General features: G+C 48.9%; 10 protein-coding genes. 5 read left to right on the forward strand and 5 right to left on the reverse strand.

From position 1 onward, the window contains the following. The 3 genes from AACZ40_RS15880 to AACZ40_RS15890 all read left to right on the forward strand — a co-directional run. Positions 1-2389: choice-of-anchor Q domain-containing protein (locus AACZ40_RS15880; RefSeq protein WP_339674974.1), on the forward strand; the 2389-nt coding region annotated here is incomplete at its 5' end. 302 nt (positions 2390-2691) lie between these two features. Further along, positions 2692-3477: a hypothetical protein gene (locus AACZ40_RS15885; protein WP_291173337.1), complete on the forward strand. Its 786-nt coding sequence runs from the start codon at positions 2692-2694 to the stop codon at positions 3475-3477. A gap of 26 nt (positions 3478-3503) precedes the next feature. Then, positions 3504-4235, forward strand: a complete 732-nt coding sequence (locus tag AACZ40_RS15890) for an endonuclease/exonuclease/phosphatase family protein (protein ID WP_291173340.1) — start codon at positions 3504-3506, stop codon at positions 4233-4235. 86 nt (positions 4236-4321) lie between these two features. Here AACZ40_RS15890 and AACZ40_RS15895 read toward each other — a convergent pair whose 3' ends face one another. Then, the gene (locus AACZ40_RS15895) at positions 4322-4693 is read right to left on the reverse strand and encodes a hypothetical protein (protein WP_291173342.1); all 372 of its coding nucleotides are present in this window, start codon (positions 4691-4693) and stop codon (positions 4322-4324) included. A gap of 577 nt (positions 4694-5270) precedes the next feature. Here AACZ40_RS15895 and AACZ40_RS15900 point away from each other — a divergent pair. After that, positions 5271-6596 carry a sulfatase gene (locus tag AACZ40_RS15900; protein WP_291173345.1) on the forward strand — a complete coding sequence of 442 codons (1326 nt, stop codon included), beginning with the start codon at positions 5271-5273 and terminating at the stop codon, positions 6594-6596. A 267-nt stretch (positions 6597-6863) separates the two neighbouring features. Here the strand turns inward: AACZ40_RS15900 and AACZ40_RS15905 are convergent, their stop codons facing one another. Beyond that, positions 6864-7181, reverse strand: coding sequence for a hypothetical protein (locus tag AACZ40_RS15905; protein WP_291173348.1), 318 nt, complete (start codon positions 7179-7181; stop codon positions 6864-6866). 260 nt (positions 7182-7441) lie between these two features. Continuing rightward, entirely contained in the window at positions 7442-11140 is a 3699-nt protein-coding gene (locus AACZ40_RS15910; RefSeq protein WP_291173351.1) for a glutamine synthetase adenylyltransferase, read from the reverse strand. Positions 11141-11594: 454 nt separating this feature from the next. Between AACZ40_RS15910 and AACZ40_RS15915 the strand changes: the two genes are divergently transcribed. After that, positions 11595-12866 (forward strand): hypothetical protein, encoded by a 1272-nt coding sequence (locus tag AACZ40_RS15915; RefSeq protein ID WP_291173354.1) that lies wholly within the window; start codon positions 11595-11597, stop codon positions 12864-12866. 21 nt (positions 12867-12887) lie between these two features. On the opposite strand, the gene AACZ40_RS15920 is transcribed toward AACZ40_RS15915, so the two are convergent. Then, positions 12888-15683, reverse strand: coding sequence for a prolyl oligopeptidase family serine peptidase (locus tag AACZ40_RS15920; protein ID WP_291173356.1), 2796 nt, complete (start codon positions 15681-15683; stop codon positions 12888-12890). Between the two features lie 237 nt (positions 15684-15920). Beyond that, a complete protein-coding gene (locus tag AACZ40_RS15925; protein ID WP_291173359.1) occupies positions 15921-16493 on the reverse strand; it encodes a hypothetical protein in 573 nt (190 codons plus the stop codon). Positions 16494-16571: the final 78 nt, after the last annotated feature.

Consider the following 16571-nt stretch of genomic DNA (forward strand, 5'->3'; position numbering starts at 1 on the left):
CTATCTGAATGACGCGGGAAGCCGTGGCGGTGCGATCTACAACGAAGGCACAATCACTTCGACCAACGTCACCTACTCTGAAAACCATGCGGGATCTCGTGGTGGAGCGATCTTCAATACGGGGACGTTAAGCCTGTTGAACAATACATTGACCCTGAATACGGCAGATCAGAGTGGCGGGGGCATTTCGAATGATTCCGCTGTCAATGCGAGTGCAACGGTAACTTTGACAAACACCATCGTTGCCGGAAATATCGGCTTCCTTGGAAATCCTGACCTGGGTGGCGACTATGTCACATTAACCAGCTTTAATAACCTGATCGGCGATATCGGGGCAGCAACCGGACTGACCAATGGCGAGAATGGAAACATTATTGGTACCCTGGCAGCACCCGTTGATCCGAAACTGGGAATCCTGCTGGACAATGGTGGTCCTACCAGAACCCATTCACTGCTGTTTGGCAGCCAGGCAATTGATGCCGGCCTGAATGGATCTGCTCCTACTGTGGACCAGAGAGGCGAGGCTCGACCTGCAGATGGAGACTTGAGTGGAACAGCAACGGTCGATATTGGTGCCATTGAACTGCAGTCTCCTCCTCCAGCACCTCTGTTTGGATCAGGCGGCGATTCTTCGATTGCTGATGAAAATACGAATATTCAGATTTCCGTTGTGAAACAGAAAACCGCTGTTTCCAGTAATGGCCATACAGCCGCTTTGCCTGGTAATGCAGACTGGCTGCAGGAATGGGATTCATTCTGGGTTGAAGTCTGGGTTGATACTGCCAGTGGATTCGGCATCACCGATGTCCTGACCGATATAGCCTATAATGGTGCTTACTTCACGGCAACTACCGTTGAATTTGGTTCCAACTTTACCTTCAACAGAACGGCTGTGATTGACGATGCCACCGGCGTGGTCCGCAATCTGGGAGGCAGCACATCAGCAGCGAATGTTGGTGGAACCGGTTATGCCCTGCTGGCACGTATTAAATTCGAGTCACTGGCAGGGGATCAGGTGGAAGTCGATCCTGCGGATCTGACGATTGAGCCACTGCAACTGGGACTTGATGTTCAGAATACGCAAATTGATATTTCGGGAATCGGCGAAGTCACTGTGAATGTCGGAGCACTCCCGGAAACGGACCTGTATCCGGTGATTTATGATATCGATGATAATAATGCGATCGATTATCGTGATTTGATCTTCTTCACCTCTGCTTACAACCAGAACGTATTCAACGCGACTTCACCTTATGCGTCTGCTCTGGACTTTGATAAGAGTGGTAAGGTTGATTATCGCGACCTGATTTCTCTGGCTGGTAACTACGGCAAGAGGAAGGGGGGAAATACTCAAGTCAACTTCCCCGCTAACTTCGGTCAGAAATGGGTTGGTAATCAACTGGAAGTGGCCAGTGGTGATGACAGCGTTGATCAGGTGATCGAGGCTGCCCTTGATACCTGGGAAACGGCCCTCGGCGTTGAGGACCTGGATGTGCAGGTTATCGTGCACGATTTCGGAACTGCTCAGCTGGGATCCGGACAGTCGACAGTTTACAATGTCGATGGTATTCCAGTTGGAGGTCGCGTCGTAATTGATGATGATGCCAATGGTTTAGGCTGGCACGTTGATGTGACCGATCTGCCTGCCGGCGGTGCCTATGACCTGTATACGGTATTATTACACGAAATTGGACACGTACTTGGATTTACACGTTACTTCAGTGGTTTTGGAAGCCTCGTGGAAGAGATTGGTGGTGAACTGGTATTTGTCGGTTCTGACTTTACCGTAAACCTGGATTCTACGGGTCTGCATGTCGAAGATCCTGCATTCGCAGATGATCTGATGAGTGATACGCTTGATCCTGGTATCCGCAAATCAATTTCTGCCATGAACGTGCAGATGTTGCTCGAATCCTACGCCAGTGCTCAGGGAACATCCGGCAGTGGTGGTGCAGCTCCCATCTTCGGCACCAATCAGGTACCCGTTGAAGAAATAGCAGAACCTGTTTTGATTCAAAGTCAGGAAGCAGCTCAGACGTTTATGGAACAGTCTTCCATGAGCCTGGTCGCTCCCGCTGTCATCAAGTTGACTGAAGAAGAAGATACGAATGCTGGAATTCAGCAGACAGCTACTTTCGATGTCTTTCAGCCATCGGTCTTCTCAGATCAGCAGGTGGCCGACGAGATCGAACTGGATACAAGCCTGTTTGAAGACCTGTATTCCTCATCCGAATTTGAAGACGCGTTGATGGATTCTGATACCGATGATCGTCAACTGGTCTTCGCCCATGCAGAAAATGATTCTGAATGGACTCTGGTTGATGACCTTGATGGAGAGCAGGAAGCCATGGACGATGCCTTTACCAACTGGGAAGGCCCTCTGCTTTAAACTTCGATCCAATCGTGCTGAATGGAATTAGATTGAACCCTCTGAAGATGACCATCATCTTGAGAGGGTCTTTCTTTTGAGTGTTCTTGAACGCATCGCTTTTAATCAGAGTGTCTCTCAAGCTATTGTACCCGGTTCCAATAATCCGGGGAGACGTTCCAGTAAAACGGGACACAGTCTAAAATGCTCACGATTCTTTCATCCTGCGCAGTCGGTCGGTAAGATAGGATCTGAGGATTGCCCCGCCGGCAAATCGATTTCATAGACATTTCGCACGGTCTGCTTCATGAGGAGAGTTCATTTTGTATTGTTTTCATTTCATCTTCAGTCGATGGCTGCTGATCTGTTGTCTGGCTGGCATGCTGGCTCCTGCCGCTGCCGCCGCGGAATGGGGGACATTGACGGGGCAGTTTATCTACACCGGTCAGGCCCCTCAGCCTGAGAAACTGGATATCAGTCGTGATGAAGCCATCTGCGGTAAATTCAGCGATCTGATCGTCGAGCAGAGCCTGCTCACGGGGAAAAACGGGGGATTGCAGAATGTCTTCATCTACCTGCGAGAGTCGAGCCTGGAAGATTCTCAGATTCATCCGGAGTATCTAAAACTTCCGGAAACCGTCACCATTCAGAATAAAGGTTGTATCTTTCAGCCGCATGTGGCTGGGCTCTGGGTGAACCGACAGAAACTGCTGGCGGAAAACAAGGACTTGTGTGCGCACGGATTTCAGGTCAAAGCTTACAGGAACACCAGCCTGAACCAGGTTTTGCCACCCGGTGAAAAAATGACCCACGAGTTTGAGTATGGAGAAAAACTGCCTTTGCGGATGAGTTGCAGTATTCATCCCTGGCAGGAAGGCTGGCTGGTTGCATTGAACCATCCCTATTTCGCCACCTCAGATGAAACGGGGCGATTCAAGATTGAAAACCTCCCGGTGGGCGCCTGGGAATTTCAACTCTGGCAGGAGAAAGCAGGTTACCTGGCAGCCAGGCCGGAGTGGAAACGGGGACGGATCAAACTGAAAATCAGACCCGGCGAAAATGACCTGGGAGTGATCAAGGTGTCTCCTTCCGTGTTTGCAGATAAATAACGCAGATAAATAACAGCGAATTGAATATGCGACTATTAAGCTACAATATTCACAAAGGCATCGGTGGCAGGGATCGTCGCTATCAGCTGGAACGCGTCATTGGGGTGATTGAACAGGAAAACCCTGACATCATCTGTCTGCATGAAGTGGACCGGAATGTCAAACGCTCGCGTTTCAATAATCAGCCAAAGATCTTTGCAGATTATTTCAACATGCAGGAGTCGCTGTATCAGCTGAATGTCAAGCTGAAAACGGGGGGCTACGGGAATCTGATTTTATCTCGCTGGAGCTTTTTGTCTCAGCATCAGATTTCATTAACGAATAAATGGCGTAAAGCCCGCGGTGCGCAGATTGTGACGATTGATTCGCCGGAAGGTGCATTTCAACTGGTCAACTTCCATCTGGGACTGGCTGAAAAGGAGCGACACTGGCAGATCAATTACCTGTTGACACATCGCCTGTTTGAGGAGGGGAATGGATATCCCACCGTAATTGTGGGTGATACGAATGACTGGCGCAATACGCTGGCGAAAGGAAAGTTTTCCGAGCATGAATTTCAGGAAGTGACCCAGCCGCCTTCGAAGTATCGCTCGTTTCCAGCTTACATGCCTGTGGGGACTCTGGACAAGGCATTCGTTCGGGGGGCAATCACTATCAAGCATGCAAGGGTCGCAAAGTCAAAACTGGCGCGGGAAGCTTCGGATCATTTACCGCTGGTGATTGATTTTCATTTGAATACACCTGATAAAAAATCATAAAAAAAGGCAGGACATCGATATGTCCTGCCTGTATCTCTGGTTGACATGTTCGAACACATCACGCTGAATGTGCCGACTCAGTTCAACTATTCCGTTTTCGATGATGGTGGGATTTCATCTGCTTTGATGAAATCACCATAAGTTTTGCCTTCCACCGGGCTAGGCATCTTTTCTGCATCTTTGAGTGCTTTTACAATAACATCTTTATCGGTCTGTTTGCGTTTGCCGAGTCCTTTGAAGACGGCTTCTGCGTAGTCGTTCTTTTCTTTCTTGGTTTTTCCAGGATGACAGACACCGCATTTTTTCGCGATCAGCATTTTGGAATCAGGATAAGTTTCAGCCCAGATATTCTTAAAGTTAGGACGAGCCTCAACTTTACTTTCTGCACAGAACAGCGAGAGTCCTGCAATTGCCAGACCAAACAGTAAAGCTGTTTTCACATTCATCAGTTTCCGCATAAAATTCCTCATATTCTTCTAAAAAAGTAAGTGACATTTAAACTTCAATCACTCTGGTTTGAGCCCACCAGAGATATCTGGAAGTGGTTGCCCCGTATCACGTAACGTTCCCATTGGTAATCAAATACAGGACTACCAATACATTAGAATTATCATTTTCCACGCTGTCAACGCATCCAAGCTGCTTTAACCGGAATGCTTAATTTGAAAAAAATGGTTTACTCCATCTGTTTCAGGTCCTGAAAAAATTCCCCTGCTTAAATTGAGGGAATCGATTCAGTCTAAGTTGCATGTTGAATGCAAAATAAATTGTAAGTCTTGTTGGGTATTGATCTTAGTGAAGCAGTTGGTAGGATGGATAGAATGTGAAGCAGAAGTGTGTGTATGTCTTCTGCAGCTATCTACGTCATTATAATGTTGAGCGTTGGAGAAATAAACGAAATTTTTCATATTAATTCCAAAGAGAATTAACTGATCAACGTGTGTTTTCTGGCTGTCTGCCGGCGGACAGCACCCTGAATCAGACTGGTTCTCTCATCAGTAAAACTATTGCACTCGATTCCTGAGGAGTAACACCGTGAACTCATTTTTAAAGTGGTCTTTGCCTCTGCTCGTGATTTTGTGTCTCAGCCTGTTTCCCAAATCGATACAGGCTGAACCCAAATCCAGTCATCCGAATATTGTGATGATTATTTCAGATGACCAGGCCTGGAATGATTACGGTTTCATGGGCCACGATGTGGTCGAAACACCCTCCCTGGATAAGCTGGCTTCTGAGAGCGCGGTATTCAAAAGAGGTTATGTTCCCGTCAGTCTCTGCCGTCCCAGTCTGATGACGATGATTACAGGCTTATATCCGCATCAACATAAAATTACCGGCAACGATCCTCCCAAAGGGATGGACCGGCAAAAGCTGTTAAAACATGTCAAAAACGTGGACTGCCTGCCTGAACTGCTGGGAAAGATCGGTTATCAAAGTTTTCAGTCTGGAAAATGGTGGGAAGGAAATCCTTCACTGGCCGGTTTCACGGCTGGGATGACTCATGGCGATCCCAAACGGGGGGGCCGCCATGGCGATCTGGGATTGAAAATCGGTCGGGAAGGTATGACGCCCGTATTTGACTTCATTGACGGTTGTGGTGACAAACCATTTTTCCTGTGGTATGCTCCTTTTCTGCCCCATACTCCTCATAATCCGCCACAACGACTGTTAGACAAGTATCGCAGTTCTGATTTGCCTATCGAATTGTCTTATTATTATGCGATGTGTGAATGGTTTGATGAAACCTGTGGGCAGTTGATGAGTCATCTGGATGAAAAAGGTCTCACAGAAAATACCATCGTGGTGTATGTCACCGATAACGGCTGGATTCAATACGTGCCCGAAACGGATCAGGAACGCCAGAAAATGAAACGGCGTTTTCGGTACGCTCCCAAATCGAAACGGAGCCCCTATGATGGCGGAATTCGGACCCCCATCATGTTTCGCTGGCCGGGAAAAATTAAACCGGCCGAGTATGATACACTGGTCAGCAGCATTGATATCGCACCCACTCTGCTTGCAGCTGTCGGCCTGAAACCGTCCCGGGAAATGCAGGGGATCAACTTACTGGAGGTAATGCGCCAGGACGGGAAAACAGACCGTGATGCTCTGTTTGGTGATATTTATGAGCACGATATGATCGATATCGACGATCCTGCTTCCAGCCTGAAATACCGCTGGTGCGTCCAGGGAGACTGGAAGGCAATCTTTCCGAGTTCGCGGCTGAAAGAGGAAAAAGTGGAATTGTACAACATCACCGCAGATCCCTTCGAGCAGCAGAACCTGGTTTCGGAGAATCCTGAAAAAGCCAGGCAGCTTTTGAAACTGACAGACCAGTGGTGGGATCCAGGTGCCCATTAGGGTGCATCACAATAGGGGCTCTCAGTCTGTTATACCCGGTTCAGATTGCCCTGAAGACGCTCCAGTAAAACGGGCCACAGTCTAAGTGCAAATGATAGAAAATCAGAGCAGCCCGTCGCTGGACTGCTCTGATTTCTTTGCCACTTTTAAAGAACAGGAAAGTCAGACTTCACCTGGTTTCCTTTTTCACTCACATCTCCTGGACAGACCAGTCGAATCGACGGTGTCGATTTAATTGTGAGATCATAAGGCTACCTGGGATGTTCTTTAATGACGATGGTGGCGTCGTCCACCATGCCAGTGTCCTGTCTGGTGATAGTCATAGTGACCTGGTACGTAATGATAATGGTTTCTGTGGCGCTGGAAGCCACCGGGATGATAGTCATAATGGCTGGTATCATGCCAGAATGAGTGACGGCGTCCATGATAATAAGGGGTGCGGTTATAGCCCCGGTTTCCATAATACCCGCCAAAACCATTACCCAGAGTAATTCCGAAATTCACGCCACCAGCTTGAGCCGTGGATGTCGTTCCCACGAATGCCAAACCTGCGAATGCGACACAAATGATCAATAATTTTTTCATCTCTCTATTCCTTAAAAGAAATCACAGTCTTGTTTGATTTTCACGACCGCTTTTGAAAGATGTTAAAAAGCAGGGATTGTGCCAATTAAACGGGAAATGCTGTAAGTGGCTTTTAGGATTGGCTTTAATGAAAATGACGCTAATCAGGATAAAGTAGAGTGTGCGCTCAAAATGATAAAAGTGACATCGTTTTGATGATTGTTTGCCGACCGTTTTCGGCAGAAAGCTGCAGATGGCAATTCCGTCAGAGGCTTTAAGGGTCAGCCATTGGTGCGAATGGTCATGGCTTTAATCGGAGCCAGCAGGCGACTGAAGTCGCGGACCCGGTCCATGGTCATCGAGATTTCTTCCTGCAGTTTCTCGGTATGGGATCCATATCCCAGACGCCTGGCAAGGAACTCGAACTCTTCCTGATCTTGAGGCGGGACTGTTAAATCCTTTGCGTTGCCTCGGACCATACGCAGTGCATCGATGAGCCTGCGAAGGAAGATATAGGCATTGCGAAGTTTTACGTAATCATCAGGACTGATCAATCCCAGTTCTTTGAGCGCGTCAATCCCTTCCAGTGTATTCGTGGTTCGTAAGCCTGGATTCCGATGACCATAGGTAATCTGCATGCCCTGGATCAGGTATTCACAATCAACGAGACCACCATCGCCGAGTTTGGCATTAATGGTCCCTCCTTTGACGAGTTGCTGAATCTGCTTCTCGCGCATGGCGAGCATCGCTGCGACATCGAATGGTTTCCCGCCATAGATAATGGTGTCCCGCATGCGGACAATCTGGTTTCCGAATTCTTCATCGGCGGCAATCGGGCGCAGTTTAACCAGTGCCTGTCTTTCGTAAGGCCAGGCGGCTCCTTCATGAGAAAAGTAACTCTGAAATGCTTCGGCTGAAACGGCCAGACTGCCTGCCTGACCATAAGGTCGCAGACGAAGGTCAATCTGAAAAATGCCTTCGCTTCTGGTCTTGATCATCTTACTGAATTTTTCGACCAGCTTCAGGTAGTATTCATTATTGGTGATGATTTCAGGTCCGGTGGTCTGCCCGGAACCTTCGTAGATAAACATCAGCTCAATATCCGAGGCGAAGCCCAGTTCGCGACCGCCACACTTACCCAGTGCGCAGATGGAAATGCGACAGGGATCTTCCGTTTCCAGTTGAGGAACTCCATACCGTTCTTTCAGTTGCAGATCGCAGATTTCGTAGGCACCCTGGACGACGACTTCCGCGACATCGGTCAGTTCATCGGAAAACTGACCGAATTCAGAGATATGCCCCAGGATATGACGCATGTCGGTCCGCAGCATGGCACGATCTTTGAAGGCGTTCAGGCGTTCCTGCTGATCTTCCGGCGAAGATGCTTCTGCCAGTTCCCGTGCGAGTTCGGCTTTTAACTCTGCGAAGGTGATACGGGTTTTTAATTCTTCCACATTGGCAACGACCGGGAAAAGATTCGAATGCTGCAGACGCAGGAAGTCTTCCCAGAGGAAATCACTTACGCCCAGCAGCCTGGCCAGCGCGCTGAGTACGCTGGTGCGTTCGAGTGATGAAATCTCTTCGACCCAGTTTGGCTGTTTAAACAAGTGCTCCAGGAATTCACGGAAATGCAGTAAGGCTGCTTCCGGATTGGGTGAGCGAGGCAGCAGATGCGTGAAATGTTTGATGAGTACGATTGCCGCCCGCAATCCCTGTTGTTGCGCTTCGGCACTGATTTTTTCCCCTTTGTCATCCGTAACATACAGGACATCGCTGACTTTGGTTCCTTCTGAATCAATGACCATTCTGGCGATATCGATGCCACTCATGGAGAGCGCATTGGTCAGTTCATAAAGGAAGCCAATCGTGTCTTCAGACTGAATTCTTAAAATGGTGTAGCGAGGGTCCGTGTCATTATCCAGTTCAATATCGACGGGATACAACATCTGGCTGGCCTGGGGCAGATCGTGCAGGGCTGCCGCGACCCGCTTGGCCAGTTCTCCCACAGCTTCCTGGGTTTTTCCGGTTTCTACTTTATGCAGCAGTTCTGTCAGGTCATTTTTATAGCTGGTCCAGACGGATGGCTGGACGGCTTCATCAGATGCTTTGACATCAAGTACGATCACGAATTTCCGGGTACTTTTCGATTTCTCACTGGGCTTGGAAGCACGGCCTTGCGAGGAAGCAGCAGGCTTGACCTTCTGATTGGTAAACAGGTGCCCCTGTTGAATATCAAAGCCGTAGACAAACAGCAGGCCACAGATCAGGGACAGGTCGCCGGTCTGGTCGAAACCCACCATGGTGAGGCGTAACTGATTGTCCGGAATCTTTTCTGTTTGAAGTTCTACATTGTTGCTTTCGCTCAGCTTGCGTGCCATCTGGCTGTGTTTTTCGATTTCCGCTTCGTTAAACACTTTTGTGTACGAGGCAGCCATCATGCCGATCGGATTGCTTTCCTGCTCGGACTGCGCCGCATGCGGACCGGAATCGGACGGGGAATCATAGATATACTTTTTGAAGATGTTTCGTACGGCTTTACGATGTTGTTCGTAATATTGAACGAGCTGCTGACCTTCCTGAAAATCGAGTCTTCGGGCGAGGTATGCCAGTTCCCGTTCATCGGTGGGCATGCGATGTTCCTGGTTATAATGCATCAACTGCAGTGCGTGTTCAATTTTCCTGAAAAAGACATAACCGCTGGTCAGGTGCCGATATTCGTCTGCCTGGATCAGACCGTGGTCAACCAGCCTGACCAGTCCATCGAGTGTGTTGATACTGCGAATGGAGGGATGCCTGGCGCCATTGGCCATCTGCAGATATTGCGTGGTAAATTCCACATCACGGATGGAGCCTTTTCCCGATTTGACTTCTCCCCAGTCTTTACCTTTCTTTTTCAGTTCCGCTTCAATGCGTTGCTTCATTTCCAGAACGTTTTTGCGCACTTCTTCCGGCTCGGAGTTAAAAATCTGTGGTTCAATGCGTCGAAAGAAATCAATTCCCAGGTTCTGGTTGCCCGCTATCACACGTGCTTTAAGCATGGCCTGCTTCTCCCACAGGCGACCATGCCGGGCGAAATAATCGACGTAGGCATCAACCGTGGTGACCAATGCTCCCGATCGACCCCAGGGACGCAGACGCATGTCAACGCGATACAAAAAACCTTCTGACGTGGATTCCATCAGTGATTTGATCAGGCGTTGCCCGAGTTGCCAGTACTGTGTGGAGTTGTCACCTGCGATAAAAACGAGGTCAATATCCGAGCTGTAGTTTAACTCTTCTCCTCCGAGCTTCCCGAACGCCAGCACTGCAAAGTCATCGAGCGGGAGATTCATTTCTTCAGACAGAATCGTCAGACAGGTCTGCACCAGGCCGTCAGCCAGCAGTGAAAGCTGAACGGTGATGTTTTTCAGGTCCATCAGCCCAAAAGTGTCGCAGGCGCCGATGCGCAGGAGTTCCCACCGCTGAAACCGGCGTAAGATATCAAAAATATCCGCTGTGGATCGCTCTTCCTGCCGTGCTGCCGCCATCGCTTCCGAATAAAACTGCTGCTGGCTTTTGAATTCAGCAATCCGGTTATAACGGGTCAGTCGTTCCAGGTAGTCCGGGTTTTTCAGCAGGATCTCTGTGAGAAACTGGCTGCCGACAAACAGCCTGACCAGTATTTCAACGGCGCGAGGGTTGTGCGTGAGAAAATTCAGCATCACCTCTGGTTCAGAGACGCTGTTGATGAAACGCTCAAAATTGATGAGTGAACCGTCGGGGGTGGCTGCATCTGTCAGTGCCTGTAACAGGGTCGGCAGGATGAGTGTCAGCTCTTTGCGGATGCCTTCCGAGGTACACATCTCGCGAATGCGGGTTAACGCACGCTCAGGGTCGGTAAAACCAATTCCAGCCAGCATCTGCTGCACTTCCGGATCTGTGACGGGAAGTTGCTGGTCCAGTAGTTTTTCTGCATTGGAAAAGTACACGGGTTTATTCATAAAAACGGCAGAACCTGCTGTGTGAGAGAGACCTGGTATTTCAGGATTCGAATAAATTCAGGGAACAGAATTTTGCGAGGCTGCTGCAACTGCGGTGGAAAATTGAGCTCACAAAAAACCTGTGATGTGTCAGGCAGTATTATAAAGCCGATGTCGGCTCAAAAGAAGGTTCTCCTCTGTTGAAATTAGACGAAATCAGCTGGTTCAGTGGTTCCAGAATGCATCACATTTAACCATCGCGTCGCTCAATCTAGTATAATACTCGGCTCAAATGCCCCTGAAGATGCGACAGTAAAACGGGACACAGTCTGAACAGTGGGAAGTTCTTTCAAAGCAAGTATTACTGAATCGAGTTGCTTTTCGGGTTTGATTATTTTACCCTGATTTAAGGTGTTGTTGGTGTTTCAGCAGAACCATGCTGTGTGTTCCTGTTTTCAGAATCAGAAGAAAAATCATGATCGAGCCCGATTTCCTCAGCCGTCGTCAATTCCTCTCAAACTTGATCGCCGCCGCCGGTTCCACTGCTCTGGCCGGGTTTGCCTTCGCTGATAAATCTGAGTTCCCTCCGACACGTGTAATTACCAGGGGGCCGCGGCACCACTGGTTTGGTTATTATGACAAACTGCAATTTGATCCTTCCAGTCGCTATGTTCTGGGAATGGAAGTCGCGTTTGAACATCGTTCACCGAAGGCTGATGATGTAATCAAGGTCGGGATGGTCGATCTGCAGGATCAGGATCGCTGGATCGAACTGGGAGAATCATCCGCCTGGAACTGGCAACAGGGATGCATGTTGCAGTGGTTGCCCGGATCAGATTCTAAAGTCATCTGGAACGATCGAGAGCAGGGGCAGTTTGTCAGCCGCATTCTGGATGTGAAAACCGGGAAAGGTCGAACGATTGCTTCCCCCGTTTATTCTGTAAGCCCCGATGGAAAGACAGCAGTCACACCCGATTTTCGCAGAATTCAGGACGTCCGCCCTGGTTATGGTTATCCCGGTTTTCCCGATCCTCATTTTAAAGATCTGGCTCCCCAGGACTCCGGGATTTTCAAGGTGGATCTCGAAACGGGAAAAAAAGAACTGATTCTGACGCTGGAGGAAATTGCCCGCACCGGAAATATCCCCAGGCAGCAGCCAGACATCAAACATTACTTCAATCATTTACTGTTCAGTCCGGATGGTTCCCGCTTTATCACACTGCACCGCTGGCAGTACCCCAATGGCAAACGTCTTTCCAGAATGATAACAGCGAATCTGGATGGCAGCGATGTGCGGGTGGTTGTGGATAACGGATTCGTCTCACACTTTATCTGGCGTGATCCTGCTCATATTCTGACACAGTCGAAAGCAACCCCCGATAGCCCCAGTTGGGGTGATTTTCTGGTGAAAGATGAAACGCAGGGCAAACTGCAGGAAGTCGGAAAAGGGGTGCTGGATCAAGGCGGGCATCTGAGTTATCTGCCGGGCAATGAATGGATCCTGAATGATACCTATCCCAAAGGGAAAGAGCGGATTCAGACTCCCCACCTGTATCATGTTTCCTCGGGAAAACGGATTGATCTCGGCCACTTTCATTCCCCCGCCCTCTATACCGGTGAATGGCGGGTCGACACCCATCCCCGTTTCAGCCCGGATGCGAAGTATGTCTGTATCGACAGTCCTCATAAAGAGGAAGGGCGTCAGCTGCATTTAATCGATATCTCAGGGATCGTCGGTCAATCCTGAATGCAGGGTTGAGGCGGGCGTTTATTCAGCTGCAGTTTTCTCTTTGGATGTCGGCTCGGGAGACTCGGCGGGGAGAGCTTCGTATGAGATATCCAGCTGGTAGAACTTATTACGGGTCAATGCACGTTCGAGCGCCCCGGTATCCACGGTGCTTCTGTTCTTGAAGGAAATCTCTTTTTTATTGGGGTTGAACTGGATCGATTTCGGATCAACCCACACAAAGCCCTTCAGGCTGCGTTGAACTGATTCTTTAAGATCATCACCGCCGTAGACTCCATAAAGGATGATGTATTTCAGTTTTTCGTCGGGACCCGCAGGAGACTTCACTTTCGTCGCCGAGGAACTGTCACCCGCCACACTGTATGTATCGCTGGAATTCAGGTCGGCTTCGGTCAGTACCATTTTCTGTTCTGAAACAAAGAAGCCTGCCTGATTCAAGGCCCGTTCCACAGGACTGGTGAGTTCGTCCAGACCTTCAGTTCCTTTCACGCTGAGATAGATCCATTCCTGCGTCATGTTGATTTTCAGGGAGTCGGGGACATATCGCTCAATCTGTCTCAGCTCTGCCTCTGCAATTTTAGGCGAAGTAATCCTGTTGAACCGGATCCGGTTGAGATTGCGGATATGAAACGTGAGAGGACTGGTGCCACGCATGCCTGCTTCTGGATCATATACGTACTCTTCGACAGAAGTCGGCTTGGTAGAGAGTTTGAAGTCTTCTGTGAAAAATGCTTCCACAAACTGGCTGGAGAAATTTTCAGGAAGGGTGCCAACAAAATCGAAGCGGAACGTCATGTTTTCCAGGTCAATCTTTTCTGTCCCTTCCTTGTAGCCAGTGACAATATCTTTCAGAGAATTTTGTGATTTGGATTCCAGCGATTCTTTCCAGAACTGTTTACTATTCTCCTGTTTGTCATCTTCAAAAATCTTTGAATAGAATTTGGGGAATTCAAGTATCTGAAAAGTGGCCGTTCGCCGGGTAAGATCCATTCCTGGTAAAACGGTTTTATTTACAGGTTTGTCTGTTTCTGTCGCTGCCATTTTTGAGTCCGGCTTCGATTCTGCTGACTGAGCCACAATCTTTTTGATCCAGGCGATGCCTTTCGGAATCCCTTCATCAATCATAGGCTGATAATGATCGGCTCCTTTACTGATGACAAATTCCACCGGTGTTCCCTGTACTGTCAGCGCGGTGGCAAATTTGTGAGCATTTTCAAAAGAGGTGACCGGATCTTGCGGGGAGTGAAACAAAAATACGGGACACTTCAGTTTTTTGATGTGGGTCTGTGGAGAACTGAGACGGATGAAACTTTCGACGTCAGGTAAAATCGGTTTGATATCAGCCAGGTGGTCTGCAAAGCTTTTCTGCAGGTCCACAGAGGGCGCATAAGCCAGACAGCCTTTAATTTTGGGGTAATGTTCCGCAAACAACAGGGCCAGCGTACCCGCAGAACTGTGACCGGCTATGAAGATATTTTCTTTGTCAATGCCTGGAATGACTGAGTGCGCTTCGATAAACGCGTGCAGACAGTTGGCCATTCCCGCCTGGCTTATTTTGAATTGATCAAAGGCAATTCGATATTGGGTATTGGTGGAATTTTCCCGATTCCAGAGATCACCATCGATTGAGAAGGTTACGACGGCAAAACCCGCTTTGACATAGGGTTCATGTTCAGGATTCGGAATCAGGTCATGCGGATCAATGGCCATGCCACTTAACAGGTTTGAGCCTGCCGGAGGAATCAGGACACAGGGAACGGGAGAAGCAGGATCATGACCAGGGGGGAGATACACCCTGAAATGCATGGTGCTGCCTGCAATCTCTTTCCCATTCGTATTTTTCATACGCAAGACTTCATAGACTGTTCCGGCGGAGGACGTTTTCTTTTGAGTATAAACACCACTGCCGCTCACCCCCCGTTCCCGCCAGGTCATGGGCATGGGGTCGACCCGGTTCAAATCAAAATTATAAGTCGGAGTCTTCGGGGAACTGGAAGTGCTTCTTCTGTTTAAGGGATTTGGATCGGAATTGAAGGGATTCTCGTTGGCAGCGTTGCGCTGGTTGAAATGATCGCCAATATCGGGTTCCGGAGCTGCTGCAATATTATTGCTGTGCCGATTCTTAAATAGACCCACTGATGAATTCGTGCCGAAAAAAATAGTACCGAGACACAGAACCAGTCCCATCAGGAAGTTCATGACATGCGTTTTGGTGTATTCATAAGATATGATTGCGTAGAAATAGCTGTAAAAAGGTACGAAAAGACAGATGATGAGTTGAAGCGCACTCTCCCTGGCTGCGACGTATAATATTCCTAAATTCCCGACAGCGATGTAAATGATACCAATGAGGAGAGAGGCAAGTTGAGCGAGGGTCGCTAAATGATGTCCGAGGACAGCCAGGATCAGGTTTGACAGGATCAGAAAGACAGCCAGTCCGGTTAAAAAGGGAGAGAAGCCATAATCGCTGATGGAAAAATCAGAAGTGGATTTCTGCTTTTTCTGTTTGGGTTTTGACGATGTTTTCTTTGGCTTCGGCCTGGCTGCTGGTCCGCCACTCAGATCCTCTTCCCAGTCGTCAAAGTCGTCGTCGAACAGGCTGGAAGTAGATTCGCTTTCGTCATCAAAGAACTCATCTGCGAGACTCGAAGGTTTCGATTTCTTCTTTTTCGCACTCGACCTGATCGAGGCTGGTTCGGGAATGACGAAAGGAGTTTCGCATTTGGGGCATTTCACTTTTTTGCCAAATGCCGATTTACTTTTAATTTTGAAGGAAGCCTCACAGTGCGGGCACTTGATCGAGAGCGGATTTACCATGAAAGCATCTTTGTCGTGTCAGTATGAATAGTGGTGAGGCTGAGCAGATTCACTCAGATCAGAGGTATAAATTCTACTGATTGCCAGTACATGAAGCAATTTGTATCTGCTCAATTGTCCGAGAAAACGGGTTAGACGGTCTCCCGAGTTACTGTAATGCCTCACTGAGCATTTAGACCGGGTAGCATCAATTGAGAGACACGATGCTTAATGTGATGCCCTCTGGAATATCTGAAATTACGAATCCGATTTCGGACCAGGTTCTGTGAGAGCCTTCTTCAGCTCGTGTACTTCCCTTTTCAGTTCGTGAATTTCGTGTCTCAGTTGCTGGAGCGATTCCTGTACTTCACGGTGGAAACCTTGCTCAGGAGGGGGCATGCGTTCCAGTTGCTGCTGCAGCAACTGGTGTTGTTCATCTGCTTTGCGGTGAACCTGTTCCGCCAGTTCCGGAAGCCCGGTATCCTGCAGCTGTTCTGCGACGGCATGCAGTTTCAGTATCCGGTGTCGTTGCTGGTCCACGTGGCGCTCATGCTCACGCTGCATGACGTAATGAGGTTCTCTCTGGCGCTCCTGAGTCTGCTGGCGTCGTGGTTGTGTTCTTCCCCGCTCAGGACGACGTGCTTGCGCACGAGATTCTTTTCTCTCAGCTTCTGCTTCGAGATAACGGTCGATTGCCTGTGCCATAGATTCCTCTGAGACCCGGGCAGCGGGCTCTGCTTTAACACTGGTTTCCAGGGCAATGGGAGAATCTTTACTAAGCAGACTGGCAAGCACAAGGATGACGAGAATAGCTGTGAGCGTCGATTTCATGGTTCGCAGTTCCTGTGGCTTCGAGGGATGAAACGAGAAAGTGTCCTGTCAACTTCACGTCATCATACCTGCCCGTGA

Origin of the sequence: uncultured Gimesia sp., assembly GCF_963972345.1 — a bacterium.
Taxonomy (GTDB): domain Bacteria; phylum Planctomycetota; class Planctomycetia; order Planctomycetales; family Planctomycetaceae; genus Gimesia.